17 protein-coding genes and 1 riboswitch are annotated in these 19,302 nt (G+C 72.0%); of the genes, 14 read left to right on the forward strand and 3 right to left on the reverse strand.

Annotated elements, in window-relative coordinates; translation table 11 throughout:
- The 5 genes from ACFV0T_RS31885 to ACFV0T_RS31905 all read left to right on the forward strand — a co-directional run.
- On the forward strand, positions 1 to 614 hold a 614-nt coding region (locus ACFV0T_RS31885), incomplete at its 5' end, for a flavodoxin-dependent (E)-4-hydroxy-3-methylbut-2-enyl-diphosphate synthase (protein ID WP_385786727.1).
- Between the two features lie 27 nt (positions 615 to 641).
- The gene (dxs, locus tag ACFV0T_RS31890) at positions 642 to 2,525 is read left to right on the forward strand and encodes a 1-deoxy-D-xylulose-5-phosphate synthase (protein ID WP_385786730.1); all 1,884 of its coding nucleotides are present in this window, start codon (positions 642 to 644) and stop codon (positions 2,523 to 2,525) included.
- The gene (locus ACFV0T_RS31895) at positions 2,522 to 3,907 is read left to right on the forward strand and encodes an aspartate aminotransferase family protein (RefSeq protein ID WP_385786733.1); all 1,386 of its coding nucleotides are present in this window, start codon (positions 2,522 to 2,524) and stop codon (positions 3,905 to 3,907) included. Before dxs ends, ACFV0T_RS31895 begins: the two co-directional genes overlap by 4 nt.
- A 132-nt stretch (positions 3,908 to 4,039) precedes the next feature.
- A complete protein-coding gene (locus ACFV0T_RS31900; RefSeq protein WP_385786735.1) occupies positions 4,040 to 4,741 on the forward strand; it encodes a helix-turn-helix domain-containing protein in 702 nt (233 codons plus the stop codon).
- Positions 4,738 to 4,860 carry a DUF6126 family protein gene (locus tag ACFV0T_RS31905; protein ID WP_385786738.1) on the forward strand — a complete coding sequence of 41 codons (123 nt, stop codon included), beginning with the start codon at positions 4,738 to 4,740 and terminating at the stop codon, positions 4,858 to 4,860. Before ACFV0T_RS31900 ends, ACFV0T_RS31905 begins: the two co-directional genes overlap by 4 nt.
- An 82-nt stretch (positions 4,861 to 4,942) precedes the next feature.
- Here the strand turns inward: ACFV0T_RS31905 and ACFV0T_RS31910 are convergent, their stop codons facing one another.
- On the reverse strand, positions 4,943 to 5,740 hold the full coding sequence (locus ACFV0T_RS31910) for a tyrosine-protein phosphatase (RefSeq protein ID WP_385786741.1): 798 nt from the start codon (positions 5,738 to 5,740) through the stop codon (positions 4,943 to 4,945).
- A gap of 266 nt (positions 5,741 to 6,006) precedes the next feature.
- Between ACFV0T_RS31910 and ACFV0T_RS31915 the strand changes: the two genes are divergently transcribed.
- The 3 genes from ACFV0T_RS31915 to ACFV0T_RS31925 all read left to right on the forward strand — a co-directional run bounded on the left by ACFV0T_RS31915 (position 6,007) and on the right by ACFV0T_RS31925 (position 10,487).
- The gene (locus ACFV0T_RS31915) at positions 6,007 to 8,079 is read left to right on the forward strand and encodes an alpha-galactosidase (RefSeq protein WP_385786744.1); all 2,073 of its coding nucleotides are present in this window, start codon (positions 6,007 to 6,009) and stop codon (positions 8,077 to 8,079) included.
- A 302-nt stretch (positions 8,080 to 8,381) separates the two neighbouring features.
- Positions 8,382 to 8,541: riboswitch (cyclic di-AMP (ydaO/yuaA leader) on the forward strand.
- A gap of 4 nt (positions 8,542 to 8,545) precedes the next feature.
- Positions 8,546 to 9,538, forward strand: a complete 993-nt coding sequence (locus tag ACFV0T_RS31920; protein ID WP_385786747.1) for a peptidoglycan DD-metalloendopeptidase family protein — start codon at positions 8,546 to 8,548, stop codon at positions 9,536 to 9,538.
- A 163-nt stretch (positions 9,539 to 9,701) separates the two neighbouring features.
- Positions 9,702 to 10,487: an SGNH/GDSL hydrolase family protein gene (locus ACFV0T_RS31925; RefSeq protein ID WP_385786892.1), complete on the forward strand. Its 786-nt coding sequence runs from the start codon at positions 9,702 to 9,704 to the stop codon at positions 10,485 to 10,487.
- Between the two features lie 49 nt (positions 10,488 to 10,536).
- Here the strand turns inward: ACFV0T_RS31925 and ACFV0T_RS31930 are convergent, their stop codons facing one another.
- Both ACFV0T_RS31930 and ACFV0T_RS31935 read right to left on the reverse strand, forming a co-directional pair.
- Positions 10,537 to 11,148: a TetR/AcrR family transcriptional regulator gene (locus ACFV0T_RS31930; protein WP_385786750.1), complete on the reverse strand. Its 612-nt coding sequence runs from the start codon at positions 11,146 to 11,148 to the stop codon at positions 10,537 to 10,539.
- Between the two features lie 36 nt (positions 11,149 to 11,184).
- The gene (locus ACFV0T_RS31935; RefSeq protein WP_385786753.1) at positions 11,185 to 12,363 is read right to left on the reverse strand and encodes a Glu/Leu/Phe/Val dehydrogenase dimerization domain-containing protein; all 1,179 of its coding nucleotides are present in this window, start codon (positions 12,361 to 12,363) and stop codon (positions 11,185 to 11,187) included.
- Positions 12,364 to 12,563: 200 nt separating this feature from the next.
- Here ACFV0T_RS31935 and ACFV0T_RS31940 point away from each other — a divergent pair, with 200 nt between their 5' ends.
- From ACFV0T_RS31940 to ACFV0T_RS31965, 6 genes are all read left to right on the forward strand, one after another.
- Complete coding sequence (locus ACFV0T_RS31940; protein WP_385786755.1) at positions 12,564 to 13,745, forward strand: MBL fold metallo-hydrolase; 1,182 nt, start codon at positions 12,564 to 12,566, stop codon at positions 13,743 to 13,745.
- Between the two features lie 725 nt (positions 13,746 to 14,470).
- Positions 14,471 to 17,077 carry an ATP-binding protein gene (locus ACFV0T_RS31945; protein WP_385786758.1) on the forward strand — a complete coding sequence of 869 codons (2,607 nt, stop codon included), beginning with the start codon at positions 14,471 to 14,473 and terminating at the stop codon, positions 17,075 to 17,077.
- A gap of 86 nt (positions 17,078 to 17,163) precedes the next feature.
- Complete coding sequence (locus tag ACFV0T_RS31950; RefSeq protein WP_385786761.1) at positions 17,164 to 17,598, forward strand: roadblock/LC7 domain-containing protein; 435 nt, start codon at positions 17,164 to 17,166, stop codon at positions 17,596 to 17,598.
- Between the two features lie 2 nt (positions 17,599 to 17,600).
- Positions 17,601 to 17,972 (forward strand): DUF742 domain-containing protein, encoded by a 372-nt coding sequence (locus ACFV0T_RS31955; RefSeq protein ID WP_385786764.1) that lies wholly within the window; start codon positions 17,601 to 17,603, stop codon positions 17,970 to 17,972.
- Positions 17,950 to 18,570, forward strand: a complete 621-nt coding sequence (locus tag ACFV0T_RS31960; RefSeq protein ID WP_385786767.1) for an ATP/GTP-binding protein — start codon at positions 17,950 to 17,952, stop codon at positions 18,568 to 18,570. The genes ACFV0T_RS31955 and ACFV0T_RS31960 overlap by 23 nt, the downstream gene beginning before the upstream one ends.
- Before the next feature lie 57 nt (positions 18,571 to 18,627).
- A complete protein-coding gene (locus ACFV0T_RS31965; RefSeq protein WP_385786770.1) occupies positions 18,628 to 19,197 on the forward strand; it encodes a GAF domain-containing protein in 570 nt (189 codons plus the stop codon).
- Positions 19,198 to 19,302 lie beyond the last annotated feature (105 nt).

The raw sequence follows: 19,302 nt of genomic DNA on the forward strand, positions 1-19,302 counted from the left end.
ACGATTTCCGGGACATCAAGATCTCGGTGAAGCACAACGACCCGGTCATCATGGTCGAGGCGTACCGGCAGCTGGCCGCGCAGTGCGACTACCCGCTGCATCTGGGGGTGACGGAGGCGGGTCCGGCGTTCCAGGGCACGATCAAGTCGGCGGTCGCCTTCGGCGCGCTCCTCTCCCAGGGCATCGGCGACACCATCCGTGTGTCCCTGTCGGCGCCTCCCGTGGAGGAGGTCAAGGTCGGCAACCAGATCCTGGAGTCCCTCAACCTCAGGCAGCGCGGCCTGGAGATCGTGTCCTGCCCGTCCTGCGGCCGTGCCCAGGTCGACGTCTACAAGCTGGCCGAGGAGGTCACGGCGGGGCTGGAGGGTATGGAGGTCCCGTTGCGGGTCGCGGTCATGGGCTGTGTGGTGAACGGTCCGGGCGAGGCGCGGGAGGCCGACCTGGGTGTCGCCTCGGGCAACGGCAAGGGGCAGATTTTCGTCAAGGGCGAGGTCATCAAGACCGTTCCCGAGTCGAAGATCGTCGAGACCCTGATCGAGGAAGCGATGAAGATCGCCGAACAGATGGAGCAGGACGGCGTCGCGGCGGGGGAGCCGGCCGTCACCGTGAGCTGAACAGCACGGACCGAAGGGGGCCCGAGCGTGACGATTCTGGAGAGCATCCGGGGACCACGCGACCTTAAGGCGCTGTCCGAGGCGGATCTCGGCGAACTGTCCGAAGAGATCAGAGAGTTCCTGGTGCACGCGGTCGCCAGGACCGGTGGGCACCTCGGACCCAACCTGGGAGTGGTGGAACTCTCCATCGCGATCCACCGGGTCTTCGAGTCACCGGTGGACCGCATCGTCTGGGACACCGGTCATCAGAGTTATGTGCACAAGCTGTTGACGGGTCGTCAGGACTTCTCCAAGCTGCGCGGCAAGGGTGGCCTGTCCGGCTATCCGTCGCGTGAGGAGTCCGAGCACGACATCGTCGAGAACAGCCACGCCTCCACCGCGCTCGGCTGGGCGGACGGCCTCGCCAAGGCCCGCCAGGTACTGGGGGAGAAGGGCCACGTCGTCGCGGTCATCGGCGACGGGGCGCTCACCGGCGGTATGGCCTGGGAGGCGCTCAACAACATCGCCGCCGCCAAGGACCAGCCGCTGATCATCGTCGTCAACGACAACGAACGCTCCTACGCGCCGACCATAGGCGGCCTCGCCAACCACCTGGCGACCCTGCGCACCACCGACGGCTACGAACAGGTCCTGGCCTGGGGGAAGGACGTACTGCAACGGACCCCGGTGGTCGGCCACACGCTCTACGAGTCGCTGCACGGTGCCAAGAAGGGCTTCAAGGACGCGTTCGCGCCCCAGGGCATGTTCGAGGACCTGGGGCTGAAGTACGTCGGACCGATCGACGGGCACGACCTCAAGGCCGTCGAGTCCGCGCTGCGCCGTGCCAAGCGCTTCCACGGGCCGGTCCTCGTGCACTGCCTCACCGAGAAGGGACGCGGCTACGAACCCGCCCTCGCCCACGAGGAGGACCGCTTCCACACCGTCGGCGTGATGGACCCGCTCACCTGCGAGCCGCTCACACCGGCCGGCGGACCGTCCTGGACCTCTGTGTTCGGCGACGAGATCGTCCGGATCGGCGAGGAGCGGGACGACATCGTGGCGATCACCGCGGCCATGCTGCACCCGGTGGGCCTCGGCAAGTTCGCCGCCCGCTTCCCGGACCGGGTGTGGGACGTCGGCATCGCCGAGCAGCACGCGGCCGTCTCGGCGGCCGGTCTGGCGACCGGCGGGCTGCACCCCGTGGTCGCCGTCTACGCCACCTTCCTCAACCGCGCCTTCGACCAGCTGCTGATGGACGTGGCGCTGCACCGCTGCGGAGTCACCTTCGTCCTCGACCGGGCCGGCGTCACGGGCGTCGACGGCCCCTCGCACAACGGCATGTGGGACATGTCCGTGCTCCAGGTCGTCCCGGGTCTCAGGATCGCCGCGCCGCGCGACGCGGACCAGCTCCGTGCCCAGCTGCGCGAGGCGGTCGCCGTGGACGACGCGCCGACGCTGGTGCGCTTCCCGAAGGAGTCGGTGGGCCCACGGATCCCGGCCGTCGGCCACGTGGGCGGCGTCGACATCCTGCACCACGGCCCGGACACGCCCGAGGTGCTGCTGGTGGCCGTCGGCGTCATGGCGCCGGTCTGCCTCCAGGCCGCCGAGCTCCTCGAAGCGCGCGGCATCAGCTGCACCGTGGTCGACCCGCGCTGGGTCAAGCCCGTCGACCCGGCGCTCCCCGGCCTCGCCGCCGCACACCGTCTGGTGGCCGTCGTCGAGGACAACAGCCGTGCGGCCGGCGTCGGCGCAGCGGTCGCGCTGGCACTGGGCGACGCCGACGTCGACGTACCCGTACGGCGGTTCGGCATCCCGCAACAGTTCCTCGCACACGCCAAACGCGGCGAGGTGCTCGCCGACATCGGCCTCACCCCGGTCGAGGTCGCCGGACGGATCAGCGCAAGCCTGGCAGTCAAGGAGAAACCCGAATGACCGAGGAGTTCGACCTCGCCGCGCTGCTGGCCGAGCGCGGAGCCGAGCGTTACGAACTGCACGCCAAGCACCTCAACCACCAGCTCCCGCGGATGCTGCACACCATCGGCTTCGACAGGGTCTACGTGCGGGCCGAGGGCGCGTACTTCTGGGACGCGGACGGCGACGACTACCTGGACATGCTCGCCGGGTTCGGCGTGATGGGCCTGGGGCGCCACCACCCCGTGGTCCGCAAGGCGCTGCACGACGTCCTCGACGCCGGCCTCGCCGACCTCACCCGCTTCGACTGCCAGCCGCTGCCCGGACTGCTGGCCGAGAAGCTGCTCGCGCACAGCCCGCATCTGGACCGGGTGTTCTTCGGCAACAGCGGTACGGAGGCGGTCGAGACCGCGCTGAAGTTCGCCCGGTACGCCACCGGCAGGCCGCGCATCCTGTACTGCGACCACGCCTTCCACGGGCTGACCACCGGCTCGCTCTCGGTGAACGGCGAGTCCGGCTTCCGGGACGGGTTCGCGCCGCTGCTGCCCGACACGGCGGTCCCGCTCGGCGACCTCGACGCGCTGGCCCGCGAGCTGAAGAAGGGGGACGTGGCGGCTCTCGTCGTCGAGCCGATCCAGGGCAAGGGCGTGCACGAGACGCCGCCCGGCTATCTGCGCGCCGCGCAGGAACTGCTGCACCGGCACAAGGCGCTGCTCATCGCCGACGAGGTGCAGACGGGGCTCGGCAGGACCGGCGACTTCTACGCCTACCAGCACGAGGACGGCGTCGAGCCGGACCTCGTGTGCGTGGCCAAGGCGCTCTCCGGCGGCTATGTACCGGTGGGCGCCACGCTCGGCAAGGACTGGATCTTCAAGAAGGTCTACTCGTCCATGGACCGGGTGCTGGTCCACTCGGCGAGCTTCGGGTCCAACGCCCAGGCGATGGCCGCCGGGCTCGCCGTGCTGTCGGTCATGGAGAACGAGCAGATCGTCGCGAACGCCCGCGCCACCGGGGACCTGCTGAGGTCCCGGCTCGCCGCACTGACCGACAAGTACGAGCTGCTCGCCGACGTCCGCGGCCGGGGCCTGATGATCGGTATCGAGTTCGGCAGGCCGAAGTCGCTGAAGCTGCGCAGCCGCTGGACCATGCTCCAGGCCGCGCGCAAGGGACTGTTCGCGCAGATGGTGGTCGTGCCGCTGCTCCAGCGGCACCGGATCCTCACCCAGGTCTCCGGAGACCATCTGGAGGTGATCAAGCTGATCCCGCCGCTGATCGTCGGCGAGCGGGAGGTGGACCGGTTCGTCGACGCCTTCACCGAGGTGATGGACGACGCCCACAGCGGTGGCGGTCTGATGTGGGACTTCGGCAAGACGCTGGTCAAGCAGGCGGTGGCCAACCGATAGCAGGCGGTGGCCGACCCGGTGGAGGAGTGGCCGGGGACGTTCCGGGGCGAGTACGTTGCCGTGCGCCGAGGCGGGTTTGCCTCTGAGGCAAGAAATTTGCCGCAGAGGCAATAATCCGGCTCAATGGTGTGCATGAGCTCCCCCGAAGCCGTGCCCGACCCACCGCTCGGACCGACCGCGGAGCCGCGCCACGGCCCGGCCGCGGAGCCGCCGCACAAGCCTACCGACGAACCGTCGCACGGGCCGGCCGACGTGCTGCCGGTCGTCGCGCCGCAGCTGCGCTCCCTGCGCCGCCGGGCCGCCCTGACCCTGGAGGCCGCGGCCCGCGCCGCCGGGCTGTCGCCCGCCCATCTCTCCCGTCTGGAGACCGGGCAGCGCCAGCCCTCGCTGCCGATGCTGCTCGCGCTCGCCCGTATCTACGGTACGACGGTCTCGGCACTGCTGGGCGAGACGGTCCCCGACCGGGACGCCGTCATGCGGGCCGGTGACATGGAACCGACCGTGGCGGGCGGCTGGACGTACCGCCAGGCCGGGTCGCCCGGACGCGGGATGCAGGCCCTGCGGGTGCACGTGCCGTACGGCTCCCAGGGCGACATCGTGCGCGTGCACCCAGGCGAGGAGTGGCTGTACGTCCTCGCCGGGCGGCTGCGGCTGCGCCTGGGCGACGCCGCGCACGTGCTGGAACCGGGCGACAGCGCGCACTTCGACTCGCTGACCCCGCACCGCATCGCCGCACAGGATCCCGAAGGCCTGGAGCTCCTGTTCGTCCACACCCTGTTGCAGAGCCCGACGGCCGCGCTGTGCCTCGGCCCGACCACTGGAGAGACGTCATGAGCGACATCGAGGAGAAGTTCCCCCGCTCCCTCTGGATCCGGCTGATCATCTACATCGCCGTGGGGCATGTCCTCGCCGCGTTCATCTGGCTGCTCTTCGAGGTCGGCGCCCAGCAGTAGGCGCAGGCGCGGCGGCGGGCCCGCGTGGCGTCGGCGCCCAGCAGTAGGCGCAGGCGCGGCGGCGGGCCCGCGTGGCCGGGCGTCAGTCGAGCAGCCGCTCGCGCAGCCGCTCCCGGGTCTCAGGCGCCAGCCCGAGCCCCTGCTCCAGGTAGGTGTCGACGCCGCCCCAGGTCTCCTCGACGGTTTCGAGGGCCGCGCCCAGATACTCCGCGCGGGCGTCGAACAGGGGGCTGAGCAGCTCCATGACCTCGGGTGAGTAGCCCGCCGAGGAGGAGCCGCTGCGGCGCACCTTGTAGCGACGGTGCTTGGCGTTGGACTCCAGGTAGTCGGTGAGGATCGCCTCGCGCTCCACGCCCAGGGCGAGCAGCGTCACGGCTATGGAGAGTCCGGCGCGGTCCTTGCCCGCGGCGCAGTGCATCAGGGCGGGGACGCTGTCCTCGGCGAGCGAGTGCAGCACCTGGGAGTGCTCCCGGGTGCGCTCCCGGACGATCGTGCGGTAGGACGTGATCATCCGGTGCGCGGCCTTGCCCTCGCCGAGGAGGGTGCGCAACTGGTCGATCTCGCCGTCGCGGACCATCTTCCAGAACTCGGAGCCGTCCGCCGGGTCCGACAGCGGCAGGTTCACATTGCGCACGCCGGGCAGGTCGACGTCCTGGCCCTCCAGCTTCTGGTCCGCCGCGTTGCGGAAGTCGAAGACGGTGTGCAGTCCCAGGGAGGCGAGGAACGCCGCGTCCTCGTCGGTCGCGTGCGCGAGGTGGCCGCTGCGGAAGAGCACACCGTGGCGCACCCGCCGTCCGTCGACGGTGGGCAGCCCGCCCACGTCACGGAAGTTGCGCACTCCGGCCAGCTCGGGTTCGGTCGACGGGACCTGCTGCGTCAAGGGGGGCTCCTCCCGCTCGCCCCGGCGGCGCGGCTCGGCGGGTGGCCGACGGGGATGCGCTCTCGACGATACGACATGGATTCCTGGGGCAACGGGTTGTCCACAGCAGGGGCGGCCAGGGCGGACGCCGGCGACGACTTGTCCACAGGCGAGGGCCGGGACGCCGGTCCGTGGCGAGGACTTGTCCGCAGGACATTGCCCGGGAGGCCCCGAGCCCTTGATGATGTTGGGACCTGTTCACGTCTGTTCGACTCTGTGAGGCCTTGATGCTGGAGATCGCGGGAAACGGCCGTACATGGCTGCTGTCGGGACCGCAGAGCAGTTACGCCGTCCATCTCACCGGGGACGACGAGCTCCTGCACCTGCACTGGGGCCCCAGGATCGGGCTGGCCGACGCGGAGGCCCTCGCGACCCGCCCGCTGCCCGACTACTGGCCCTTCGAGTCCCCGCTCGACGGACGCGAGGAGTACCCGGCCGAGGGCGGTCCCCGCTTCGTCCGGCCCGCCCTGTCCCTGCGCACCGACGAGCGGCGGGGCACCGAGTGGAGCTTCGACGGGGACGAGACCGAGGGTGACGAGCTGCGGCTGCGGTTCCGGGACGCGGAGACGGTCGTCACGCTGCACTACCGGATGCGTGACGACGTCGTCGAGCGCTGGGCGACCCTGGACAACCAGGGGCCCGCGCCCCTGGAGGTGCTGCGCGCCGACTCCGCCGTCTGGACCCTGCCCGACCGGGACGGCTGGCGCCTGTCCCAGCTGCACGGCCGCTGGGCCGCCGAGTCCCGGCTGACGCGCTCCGAGCTCACCTACGGCGAGCAGGTCATCGGCAGCCGCCGCGGCCACACCGGACACCAGCACCTGCCCTGGGTCGCGCTCGACACCGACGCCACCGAGGAACGCGGCGAGGTCTACGGCTGTGCGCTGGGCTGGTCGGGGTCCTGGCGGATCGCCGTGGCGCAACTGCCCGACGCGCGCGTGCAGATCACCGGCGGCGCGGGGTACGACGAGTCGGGCCTGCTGCGGCTGGCCGCGGGGGAGTCCTTCACCACGCCGGTCTTCGCCGGGCTGTGGAGCGACGGCGGATTCGGCGGTGCGAGCCGTGCCTGGCACGACTACCAGCGGACGTACGTCGTCCCGCAGGCCGACCGGGACCGGCCGGTGCTGTTCAACTCCTGGGAGGCCACCGAGTTCGACATCTCCGAGGAGCAGCAGCGGGCGCTGGCGCGGCGCGCCGCCGCGATCGGCGTCGAGCTGTTCGTGGTCGACGACGGCTGGTTCGGTGCCCGCACCAGCGACCGGGCCGGGCTCGGCGACTGGACGCCCAACCCCGACCGCTTCCCGGCCGGCCTCAAGCCCCTCGCCGACGATGTGCACGCCCTCGGCATGCAGTTCGGGATCTGGGTCGAGCCCGAGATGGTCAACGCGGACAGCGACCTGTACCGGGCACACCCCGACTGGGTGCAGTACCAGACGGGACGAAAGCGGACAGAACTGCGCAATCAGCTCGTGCTGAACCTCGCGCGCGAGGATGTCCAGGAATACCTCTGGGAGCGGCTCGACGCCCTGCTCAACAGTGCCCCGATCGACTACGTGAAGTGGGACTTCAACCGCTGCTTCACCGACGCCGGCTGGCCCGGTGAACCCTATCCGCAGCGGCTGTGGGTCGACCACGTGCGCGCCCTGTACGCCTTGTTGGACCGGCTCCGGGCGGCCCATCCGGGCGTCGCCTTCGAGTCCTGCTCCGGGGGCGGCGGCCGGATCGACCTGGGGATCATGAGCCGTACGGACCAGGTGTGGACCTCCGACAACACCGATCCGCTCGACCGGCTCGCCATCCAGCACGGCTTCAGCCAGATCCACCCCGCGCGAGTCATGGCCGCCTGGGTCACCGACAGCCCCAACGTCCAGCTCAACGGCCGGGCCAGCTCGCTGCGGTTCCGGTTCGTGAGTTCCATGGCCGGGGTGCTCGGCGTCGGCGGAGACCTCACCCGGTGGACCGAGGAGGAGCTCGCGGAGGCTGCGGACTGGGTCGGTCTCTACAAGGAGATCCGCCCGCTCGTGCAGCACGGCGACCTCTACCGGCTGCGGGCCCCGCAGGGCGGACTCAGTGCCGTGCAGTACGTCCGCGGGGACGAGACCGTCGTCCTCGCCTGCCTCCAGGCGCAGCGGTACGGCGAGCCCGTGCCCGCGCTGCGGCTGCGCGGCCTCGACCCGGAGGCTTCGTACAAATGCCATGAAACGGGCGAAGTTCACCGAGGGGCGGTGCTGCTGCATCACGGGATGCGTACGGGGCTGCGGGGCGACCTCGACGCGACGGTCATCCGTCTCCGCCGCGTCTGAGCGAAGTGCCCGGATTGCGGCTTTCGTTAGAAATCGCCGTGGAATAAGGGAAATCGTCGAGGGGTGCGTGAGGAGCGTCATACCGGTGACCGTGAGTCGCCCGGCATGTTCACGTAATTCAGGAGTTCTCCCAGGGAATTACGGAAAAGGGGCTGAGGGAATTCACGGAGGGTGACCGTGAATTCCCGTCATGGATCAAGCAATTCGGGAACTTCCGAAAACACCTGCTTGTTCCCCTGCTTCCCACTCGCCTACGTTCGCCATCAATCCGGGCGAACGCCTAATCCTGCCGGCGCCCGGTGTCCGCACACTGACCCGTGCCCGGCAGGAGCGGGGGACCCACAGGCACGACCGCCTGTTCCGGTCTCCGGAACAGGCTCGGGGTACAGCCGCGCCGCGAGCGCGGCCGGGCATCTCCAGCCCGCACCCGACAGCTCACCTCGCAGGCGCCGGAGAGGAATTCGCCATGCCCGCGAAGGGTAAGCACCGCCGCCCCAAGGCCCAGCGCTTCACTCGCTCGATCGCCGTCGCCGGAACCGGCGGCGCCGCACTCGCCCTCCCGCTCATGGGGGCCGCCGGCGCGCACGCTGCGACGCCCCAGACCCCCGCCGGGTCCGTTGCCGGACAGGCCGCGCAGTCCGCTCCGGTGGCCCACGAGCAGACCGCCGTGAAGCAGGTCGCCGAGAAGGCCGCCGACAAGGGCGAGGGTGCCCGGACCTACACGGTGCGGACCGGCGACTACCTCTCGAAGATCGCCGACGCGCAGCACGTCAGCGGTGGCTGGCACCGGCTCTACCAGGACAACCGTGCGGCGGTCGGCGCCGACCCGTCGCTGATCCACCCGGGCCTGAAGCTCAGCATCGGCGCGAAGGCCCGCGCCGGGTCGGGTGTGGAGTCCTCGTCGGCGAAGTCGTCGGCGAAGTCGTCGTCCAAGGACGCCCCCTCCGTCTCGACGCCCGACCTCGAGCTCGCCGCCGCCACCACCGGCGGGGCTCCCACTACTTCCACCGGCACCTCCACCGGCACTACGACCGGCACTTCCACCGCCACCGGTTACACCCTCCCGGTCTCCGGCGGCGCCGTCGGCACCGCCTACCGCGTGGCGGGCGGCATGTGGTCCAGCGGCTACCACACGGGCGTCGACTTCGTCGTCCCGACCGGTACCCCGCTCAAGGCCGTGGGCGCGGGCACCGTCGTCTCCGCGGGCTGGGCCGGCGCCTACGGCAACCAGGTCGTCATCAGGCTCGCGGACGGCTACTACGCCCAGTACGGCCACCTCTCCCAGCTCTCCGTCTCCGCCGGGCAGACCGTGACCGCGGGCCTGCGGGTGGGACTCTCGGGCGCGACGGGCAACGTGACCGGCCCGCACCTGCACTTCGAGATCCGCACCACGCCCGGCTACGGTTCCGACGTGGACCCGGTCGCCTACCTCCGTTCGCACGGCGTCGCCGTCGGCTGACCGGAGTACCGCCGCCCGCGACGTCCTTATTCCCTGGTTGGCCAACTCTTTAGCAGTGGCTTATCTCACCGTCCGTCAACCCCTTCCTACGGTCGCGTAGGTCACATTCGAAGGGGAATCATGGGCCGACGTGGCAGACGATTCGAAGAGTGACAGCAGATCAGTGATCGGGTCGTACGTGGCGGTGGGGGACAGCTTCACCGAGGGCGTCGGCGACCCCGGCCCCGACGGGGCGTTCGTCGGCTGGGCCGACCGGTTCGCCGTGCTCCTCGCGGACCGGCGGCCCGAGGGCGACTTCACGTACGCGAACCTCGCCGTGCGGGGCAAGCTGCTCGACCAGATCGTGGCCGACCAGCTTCCGCAGGCCGTCGAACTCGCGCCGGACCTGGTCTCCTTCTGCGCGGGCGGCAACGACATCCTCCGCCCAGGGACCGACCCCGACGAGGTGGCCGAGCGGTTCGAGCGCGCGATCGCCGCGCTGACCGCCGTGTCCGGCACGGTCCTGGTGACGACCGGTTTCGACACCCGCGGTGTGCCCCTGCTCAAGCACCTGCGCGGCAAGATCGCGACCTACAACGGGCATGTCCGCGCCGTCGCGGACCGGTACGGCTGCCCGGTGCTCGACCTGTGGTCCCTGAAGTCCGTCCAGGACCGGCGGGCCTGGGACGGCGACCGGCTGCACCTCTCGCCCGAGGGGCACACGCGGGTGGCCCTGCGCGCGGGCCTGGCCCTCGGCCTGGACGTGCCGGCCGACCCGGAGCAGCTCTGGCCGGCGCTCCCGCCGCGCGGCACCCTGGAAGTCCGGCGCGACGACGTCCACTGGGCGCGCGAGTACCTGGTTCCGTGGATCGGCCGCCGACTGCGCGGGGAGTCCTCGGGCGACCACGTGACCGCCAAGGGCGCGCTGTCCCCGGACGACATCAAGGAGCGGATCGCGGCCGTGGCCTGAGCGGGCGAGCGGCATGGATGGGGGGCCGGTGCGGCTGCCGGCCCCACCGCTACGCCGTCAACGCTCCCCGGGCGAGTCCCAGTTCCCGGGCCAGCGCCTCGTCCACCCACTCCTGCGCACGGGCCCGGGACACGGCACCGGCGTACGACGTCAGCTGCACGGCGAGACCGTCGAGCAGCGCCGTCAGGCGCAGGGCCGTGCCGCCCGGGTCCGGGCAGGCGAACTCGCCGCCGGCCACGCCGTCCGAGATGACCTCGGCGATGGCCGCCTTCCACTGCCGGTCCAGGTCCCGTGTGACGTCCTGGAGCGCGGGCTCGCGCAGGGCCACCGCCCAGCCCTCGATCCACAGCCGCCACCCCTTGGCCTGCCCCGTGGGGGCGTACCAGCGCACGGCCGACCGCAGCCGCCGTACCGCGGTCGTCCGGCGGCCGAGCAGCTTGCGCAGCTGAGCCAGATCCTCCTCGGCGGCGTGGGTGAAGGCGGCGGCGACCAGCTTCTCCTTGGTCGAGAAGTGGTAAAGCACCAGCGCGTTGCTCACCCCGAGCGCCGAGGCCACGTCGGCGATCCTGACCGCCGCCACGCCCCGTGCCTCGATCTGCTCGACGGCGGCCCGCAGCAGCTCCTCCCGCCGCTGCGCCACACTCAACCGGACTCTCGCCACGCGGTCACCCTAGTCGGTCGCCCCCGGCCGCACCGCTCACCGGTACCAGCCGAACCGCTCCGCGATCACCGGCAGCCGGTCCGCGACGATGGCGTGCGCCGCGGCCCGCGGAGTCGTCCCGTCGGCCTGCGCGCGGGTCAGCATCAGCTCCACCAGGGCACGCATCGAACGGCGTGTGTACGCGAACGCCTCGTCGGCGTCCGGCCCGATGTCGCCGAAGAGCGTCCACCACCACCAGGCGTTCGTCCCGGAGTTGACCACGACGTCCGGCAGCACCGTCACCCCGCGTGCGGCCAGCAGCTCCTCCGCCTCGGGCAGGACCGGCATGTTGGCCGCCTCGACGATCCAGCGGGCCGTGATCCGCTCCTGGCCGGCGCTGTCGATCGCGTACGAGACGGCCGCCGGTACGAGCACCTCGGCGTCGGCGGACAGCCAGGCGTCGCCCGGCAGTTCACGGTCGGCCGGGCGCAGCGCAGCGCGGTCCACGGTTCCGTACGCGTCCCGTGCCGCGAGCAGCGCCTCCACGTCGAGCCCCGCCGGGTTGGCGATCGTGCCCTTGACGTCGGCGACGGCCACCACCGTCAGTCCCGCGCGGGTGAGGAAGCGGGCCGTGGCGCCGCCCATCGTGCCCAGACCCTGCACGGCGACCCGCGTCCCCCGGTGGGGCACACCGGCCCGGTCCAGGGCCGCGAGCACCGACTCGGCGACACCGCAGCCGCCGACGAGCTCGTCCAGGCCGATGCCGTCCACCTCGGTCGCGAACGCGTCCGCGAGCCGCCGCCGGGCCGCGGCCTCGTCCTCGAGCAGCGGATAGACGGCCTGGACGGAGGAGACCAGACCGGCTTCGGCCGCGGCCCTGTCCACCAGGTCCTGGGTGAGGCCGAGATCCTCGCCCGTGGTCCACACGCTCTCGACGTACGGCCGCATGGCCCGCAGGTAGCGCACCAGGAGCCCGTACGCCCCGGGGTCGCGCGGGTCGCAGTCGATACCGCCCTTGGCTCCGCCCAGCGGGATGTAGCGGCCCTCGGGGTTGTAGTGCAGGGCCTCCTTCATGGTCATGCCGCGGGCGAGCCCGGCGATCTCGTCCCGCGTGCAGCCCTCGCGCATCCGCAGCCCGCCGCTGGAGACGCCGCGCACCAACCGGTCGACGACCAGGAAGCCCTGGCGGCCGGTGACGTGGTCGGTCCAGGTGAGCGACAGCAGAGGGGAGGTCATGCGGACTCCTGGGGAGCGGGGGTGCCGAAGTTACTGAATGACGAGTCAGTATCCGGAGACCTCTCGCGGCCTGTCAACGCGGCTCGGCGCGTGACGGCGGACACGAGAGCGGTCCGGCCGGACGGGAAGGGACGACCGGGGTCCGGTGTTGTCGGAGGAGCCGACCATAATGGAACGCCCCGACCCCACCTGGAGGTGCCGTGACCGGTTTCCGTTCCCCGAGCTCCGGGCTCCGCGCGCTGCGGCCCGCAGCCTTCGGCGCGGACCCGAGCGGAGAACGCATGGCGCGCATCCGCCGATCACCCCACTTCAAGGACGGGGTCTTCCAGAACCCCGGCGGTGCCTCACGGATCCGGCCCTCGGGCTCGGCGTCGACCCTGGCGAAGACCTACTTCGACAAGGAGGCCAAGTCCCACCGCGCGCCCAGCGGCACGATCCCGGTCCACGCCACCACCCTCGCCGACCTGGCCCGGCCGCCGGCCACCGGACTGCGCCTCACCTGGATGGGACACTCCAGCGTGCTCGCCGAGATCGACGGCCACCGGGTGCTGTTCGACCCGGTCTGGGGCGAGCGCTGTTCTCCGTTCGCCTTCGCCGGACCCAAGCGGCTGCACCCGGTGCCCGTGCCGCTGGCCACGCTCGGCCCGGTCGACGTCGTCGTCATCTCCCACGATCACTACGACCATCTCGACCTGCCCACGATCAAGGAACTGGCCGGCACGGACACCCTGTTCGCGGTGCCGCTCGGCGTCGGCGCCCACCTCGAGCGCTGGGGTGTGTCCCCCGACCGGCTGCGCGAGTTGGACTGGCACGAGTCGACCCGGATCGGCGGGCTCACCCTGACCGCGACCCCGGCCCGCCACTTCTGCGGGCGTGGGCTGCGCAACACCCAGCACACGCTGTGGGCCTCCTGGGTCGTGGCCGGCGAGCGGCACCGGGTCTACCACAGCGGTGACACGGGCTACTTCGACGGCTTCAAGGACATCGGGGCGGACCACGGCCCGTTCGACGCCACGATGATCCAGATCGGTGCCTATTCGGAGTTCTGGCCCGACATCCATATGACACCGGAGGAGGGCGTCCGGGCTCACCTCGACCTGCAGTCCGGTGACCCGACGGCCGGCGTCATGCTGCCGATCCACTGGGCGACCTTCAACCTGGCCCCGCATCCGTGGGCGGAGCCGGGCGAGGGCACGATGCGCGCCCTGCACAAGGCGGGCGCGACACTGGCGGCACCGCGGGCCGGGGAGCCGTTCGAGCCGACCGAGGCATCGCCCGCGAACCCGTGGTGGCGCGCCGTCGCGAAGCCGCCCACCGGGGGCTGGCCGACCTGGCCGCCGGTCGCGTCGACCGGTCCGGAGCCGGCTCTCGCGGGGGAGTAACTCGCGAGGGAGTAAGGGGAGTAGCGGGAGCCGGGGGAGCGGCGGAGGCCGGTCCGGGACGACCTCCCTCCGCGGTCGCCGAAGCCCGCGTGCGCGGGGCGGTCGGGCGATGTCGGCGTTTCGGCCGACGCGTCATGCCGACCGTTGCCCTGATGTCGTCCGACACCGTCGTCGCGTCGGCCGGGAGACGACTGTTCCGGTCGGCCGGCCACTCCTCCGTCCGCCGCGAGTCGGTGCGCTCCACAGGCACAGGCACAGGTACGGGTACGGGTGCGGGTACCAATCCGCGCCCTTGCCGTGCCCCGGGACGGGAACGCGGTGCTTCCCGACCGCAGGCCCAGGCGCAGGTATCAGGGGTAGGCGCAGGGGTAGGCGCGAACGTGAGCGCGGCAATGAGTCGCTGTGAGAGCCACCCACGCACATTACCGACAGTGACCATTTCTGATCGGGTGAGACCGTTCATTGCCTCTTGGGAGGCCCTTCGGGAGCGAAGGTCTGAGGGGTTATCGGTCTGTCGTACGAGGCCTCATACCAGAGCGGGAAGCTCGCCGTAGGACTTTGTCAACTGCCCACCGCACGTGATGCGGTGACGACTACTGTGAGTGTCCGTCGGGCGACGTAGGGCCGAATTTCTCGGCTCTCGCGACCGACACCGCGATGGCGTATGCCCGAGCTGCGCATCACGCGCGAGCAACCAGGCCCGACGGACCAGTACGAGGACACCGATGTCTCACCTCCGCGCACCGGCCGCACGCGCAGACCGCCGTGAGGGCGGCGGGCGGCACGGACGGCCGGTAGCCCGCACCGCCCCTCCGCTGCCCGAGACCCACATACGGTCTCAACTCCTGCGCCTCGCCGTGCTTCCGCCGGTCGCGGTCGCCCTCAGCGCGTGCGCGGCGATCCTGGTCACCGTTCGCACCGCGGGGGCGGAACACGGTCTCACCCTGTGGGCGGTACTGACCGCGGCCCTCACGGTCAGCGTCGCCGGCATCGTGATCGCCGCCGTGGCCGCCGACCGCGCCGCCCGCTCGGTGAACGACCGCGTCGGCGCACTGCGCCGCAGCAGCGCGCGCGGCGAGGCCGAACTGCGCGCCGTGGTCGAGGCCTTGCGCCGTGGCGAGAACGCGCCCCAGCGCAAGCCGCGCGGCGGGCCGCCCGCGGACGCCGACGACTTCGAACTGCTCGCCGCGGACCTGGCCCGCGCGCACGACGGCGCCGTCACCGCCGTCGTGCAGGCAGCCCAACTCTCCAGCCAGACCGGCAGCGAACAGAAGCTGGAGGTCTTCGTCAACCTCGCCCGCCGACTCCAGTCACTCGTCCATCGCGAGATCTCGATCCTGGACGAGCTGGAGAACGAGATCGAGGACCCCGACCTGCTCAAGGGGCTCTTCCACGTCGACCACCTCGCCACCCGCATCCGCCGCCACGCCGAGAACCTCGCCGTGCTCGGCGGAGCGGTCTCGCGACGGCAGTGGAGCAACCCGGTCTCGATGACCGAGGTACTGCGTTCCGCGATCGCCGAGGTCGAGCAGTACTCCCGGGTCAAGCTCGTCCCGCCGATCGACGGCGAGCTGCGAGGGCACGCGGTCGCCGACGTCATCCATCTGCTGGCCGAACTCGTAGAGAACGCCACGGTGTTCTCCGCGCCGCACACCCAGGTGCTGCTGCGCGCCAACCTCGTCACCTCCGGGCTCGCCGTCGAGGTGGAGGACCGCGGCCTCGGCATGCCCGTCGAGGAACAGGGCCGGATGAACGCGCTGCTGGCCGACCCCGACCAGGTCAACGTCGCCCGGCTGCTGGCAGACGGCCGTATCGGACTGTTCGTGGTGTCCCAACTCGCCCGCCGGCACGGCATCAAGGTCCGCCTCCAGTCCAACATCTACGGCGGGGTCCAGGCCGTCCTGGTCGTACCCCAGGGGCTGCTCGGCACGATGCCGGGCGCCGACGGCGCCGTACCGCAGCAGCAGGCCCTGACGGACGGTGGGACAGGACCGCGGCCGCAGGCCCAGCCGGGCGGCCCGAGCGGACCGCCCCCGCGATCCGGCGCCGCGCCGTCGGGCGCACGGCACCGGCAGCCACGCGGCGGCGAGCAGGGATCAGGAGCCCCCGCCCACGGCAGGGGACCGGCCGCCGGGCCGGGAGGCGGCGGCTCGGCACCGACCCGGAACGGCGGCGGTCCGGCACCGACCGGGAACGCCCGGGGCCCGGCCCCGGCTCGGGTCCCGGGTTCGGCCGCGGGCCCTCCGGCTGCCGTGCCGGGCATCGGCGAACCGGTCCGGATGGCCGCGACCGGCTCCACGACCCTGCCGGGTGTCGGCGGTTCGGTCCCCGTGTCGGGCAGCAGCGGACCGGTGCCGGTACCCGTCTCCCGTGCTGGTGGCCCTACGACCTCCACCTCTGCCACGTCTGCCACGACCTCGACGCCCTCGACGACCCCGTCGGGCGTCGGCGGCCGGGGCCCGTTGCCGGGCGGCACCGGCGCCGCGGGCACGACGGACAGCGCCGGACCGTCCGCCGCGGCGCACGGCACCGGCTGGACCCCGCCGCCGAACGGCAGCGCGCAGGCGACGACACCACCGCACGGCACCGCATCGGTCCCGGCTCCGCCGAACGGCGGCGGCACGATCCCGATGCCCGGCCATGACGGCTCGCTCCCCACGGCGGTCGGCGGCGACGCGGCTCCGGCGGCGGACGGTGCCGCGGCGGTGTCGTTCGGGACCGGCGCCGGATCCGGACCGACCTCGTTCGGGAACGACGCGGGCCCCGCCGTCCAGCCGAACGGAGTCACCCCCGCCCCCCTCCCCGTCCGCGGCCCCCGGGGCGAGCGGTCCACCCCCGCCTCGGCCGTGCCCGGGATCCGCCCCGACGAACGGCGGACCGTCGCGGAGAACACGGCCGGGGGCCTGCCCGCCCCGCGCAACGGCGCCGTACGCGGCACCATGGGCAAGCCCCAACTGCCACGCCGCCGCGCTCAGGAGCACATCGCACCCCAGCTGCGCGGCGGCCCCGCGCCGCGCCAGGACACCGAGTTCGTCGCGGGACACGACCCCGGTCTGATGGCCGCCTTCCAACGGGGCGTCGGCCTCGCCGAGGCCCAGCAGAGCCTGGAGTCGGCGGCGCCGCCCGGCGCGTCCCTCAGCGACGTGGCGCTCGTGCCGACGCCGCCCCCCGCCGCCGTACCCCGGTCCTTCCTGGACACGACCGCCATAGCCCAGGCGCACCCCGCACACGCGCCCGCGTCCCCCGAGGCGCACGGCGCGCGTGACGGCCGGCCCGCGCCGGCGCCCGACCACCACACCACCCGGCACGACGGGAGCGCACCAGCCGGATGACCACCTCCGCGCACACCCCCACGTCCACCCCCACATCCACCCCCACCGCTCCCGCGGACCTTCGTACCCCAAGGAGTCGATCCACCATGGCGAGCGATGCGCCGACCGGTCAGGTATCCGATCTCGACTGGCTGATGAGCGGCCTCGTGCAGCGCGTGCCGCACACCACCAGTGCGGTCCTCCTCTCCTGCGACGGCCTGGTGAAGTCCGTCCACGGCCTCGACCACGACAGCGCCGACCACATGGCCGCCCTGGCCTCGGGCCTGTACTCCCTCGGGCGCAGTGCGGGCATCCGCTTCGGCGACGGCGGTGACGTACGGCAGGTGGTGGTCGAACTCGACTCGACCCTGCTGTTCGTGACCACCGCGGGCTCCGGTACCTGTCTCGCGGTGCTCGCCGGCCGCGAGGCCGACGCGGCGGTGCTCGGGTACGAGATGGCGATGCTGGTCAAGAGCGTCCGCCCGTACCTGGTGACCGCGCCCCGGCAGCACGCCGTCGAACCTCCGGTGATGAGGCGTTGAGCATGACGACGGCCGGCGACGGGCCTTGGCTCGACGACGCGGCCGGACGGCTGGTGCGACCCTTCACGGTCAGCAACGGCCGTACCAGGCCGAGCATCTCGCTCGACCTGATCTCGCAGGTGAGGGCCACCGGAGTCACCCCACTCGGCTATCTCGGCCCCGAGCACGCGCAGGCTCTCGCCCTTTCCTACGCGCCCGTCTCGGTGGCCGAGGTCGCCGCCCATCTGAAGCTGCCGGCGGCGGTCACCAAGGTGCTGCTGTCCGACCTAGTCGACTGCGGGGTGCTCACCACCAAGCCACCCGAGTTCCACCACAACCCCACCGACCGGGCCCTTCTGGAGGCAGTGCTCGATGGACTACGACGACAGCTCTGAGTACGAGGACCGGCCCGATCCCTTCCCCACCGCGTTGAAGATCCTGGTGGCGGGCGGGTTCGGCGTCGGCAAGACGACCTTTGTCGGCGCGGTGAGCGAGATCGCGCCGCTCAGCACGGAGGAGCTGCTCACCACCGTCAGCGCCGCGACCGACAACCTCGACGGCATCGAGAACAAGGTCGAGACGACCGTGGCGATGGACTTCGGCCGCATCAGCCTCGACCCGCAACACGTCCTGTACCTGTTCGGCACACCCGGACAGGAGCGGTTCTGGTTCATGTGGGACGAGCTCTCCGAGGGCGCGCTCGGCGCGGTCATCCTCGCCGACACCCGCCGGCTGGAGGAATGTTTCGCGGCCGTCGACTTCTTCGAGGAACGCGGCCTCGGCTTCATCGTGGCGATCAACGACTTCGACGGCGCCCACCGCTACGCCCCCGACGAGGTCCGCGCCGCGCTCGACCTCGGCCCAGGGACCCCCGTCGTCCGCTGCGACGCCCGGATCTCCGCCTCCGGCGTGCAGACCCTGCTGACCCTCGTACGCCATCTCATCGCCCATGCCCCGGCCGCCCCCGAGCCCAGCCGCGGCGCCCACATGTGACCCACACCGCCCACGGAGCCCGTAGATGACCCACGCCCGACCGGCCGGAGTCCGGCCATGAGCTACGACCCACCGCGCCCGGCGGGACGACTGCTGCTCACCCCCGAGGACAAGGAGGCACCCGCCCGTACCCGGCGGCTGCGCGGACTGGGACTGGGGAAGCAGCCCGAACCCGCGCTCGACGCCTTCGCGGACCGCCTTGCCCACCTCACCGGGGCGCCGTACGCCATGGTCAACTTCATCGACGAGGACCGGCAGTTCTTCGCGGGCCTGCACCTCCCGGAGGTCCGCCAGGCCGTCCCGGCCGGCCGGCCCGAGGTCGGCCGCTGGCTGCCGCGCGACCACGGCTACTGCCCGCATGTCGTCGTCCGGCGCAAGGCGCTGGTGCTGGAGGACGTCCGCGACTACCCGCGGTTCGCCGGCAACCCGATCGTCTACGAGTACGGCATCCACTCCTATCTGGGCGCCCCGCTGATCGACACCACCGGGATGGTGCTGGGCACGGTGTGCGTGGCCGACGCCGCACCCCGGCCCTGGGGGAGGACCGGGCTGGAGACCATCAAGTCGACGGCCGCCGAGCTGGCCGCCCGCCTGGAGCGGTGCGAGGAGGGCGGCCTCCCGCTCTGAGCGGACCGGGTCGACCGGGGAGTGGGCCGACGGGCGCGGGTGACCACGATCGGGCCGACCACGATCGGGCCGACCACGATCGGGCCGACCACGATCGGGCCGACC

Origin of the sequence: Streptomyces sp. NPDC059582 (assembly GCF_042735715.1) — a bacterium.
In the GTDB taxonomy this organism is placed as follows: domain Bacteria; phylum Actinomycetota; class Actinomycetes; order Streptomycetales; family Streptomycetaceae; genus Streptomyces.

Bases quoted from the DNA above. Each gene is read 5' to 3' on its own strand.
- ACFV0T_RS31895 (WP_385786733.1), top strand. From the start codon at position 2,522: ATGACCGAGGAGTTCGACCTCGCCGCGCTGCTGGCCGAGCGCGGAGCC.
- ACFV0T_RS31900 (WP_385786735.1), top strand. From the start codon at position 4,040: ATGAGCTCCCCCGAAGCCGTGCCCGACCCACCGCTCGGACCGACCGCG.
- ACFV0T_RS31905 (WP_385786738.1), top strand. From the start codon at position 4,738: ATGAGCGACATCGAGGAGAAGTTCCCCCGCTCCCTCTGGATCCGGCTG.
- ACFV0T_RS31915 (WP_385786744.1), top strand. From the start codon at position 6,007: ATGCTGGAGATCGCGGGAAACGGCCGTACATGGCTGCTGTCGGGACCG.
- ACFV0T_RS31920 (WP_385786747.1), top strand. From the start codon at position 8,546: ATGCCCGCGAAGGGTAAGCACCGCCGCCCCAAGGCCCAGCGCTTCACT.
- ACFV0T_RS31935 (WP_385786753.1), bottom strand. From the start codon at position 12,363: ATGACCTCCCCTCTGCTGTCGCTCACCTGGACCGACCACGTCACCGGC.
- ACFV0T_RS31945 (WP_385786758.1), top strand. From the start codon at position 14,471: ATGTCTCACCTCCGCGCACCGGCCGCACGCGCAGACCGCCGTGAGGGC.
- ACFV0T_RS31950 (WP_385786761.1), top strand. From the start codon at position 17,164: ATGGCGAGCGATGCGCCGACCGGTCAGGTATCCGATCTCGACTGGCTG.
- ACFV0T_RS31955 (WP_385786764.1), top strand. From the start codon at position 17,601: ATGACGACGGCCGGCGACGGGCCTTGGCTCGACGACGCGGCCGGACGG.
- ACFV0T_RS31960 (WP_385786767.1), top strand. From the start codon at position 17,950: ATGGACTACGACGACAGCTCTGAGTACGAGGACCGGCCCGATCCCTTC.
- ACFV0T_RS31965 (WP_385786770.1), top strand. From the start codon at position 18,628: ATGAGCTACGACCCACCGCGCCCGGCGGGACGACTGCTGCTCACCCCC.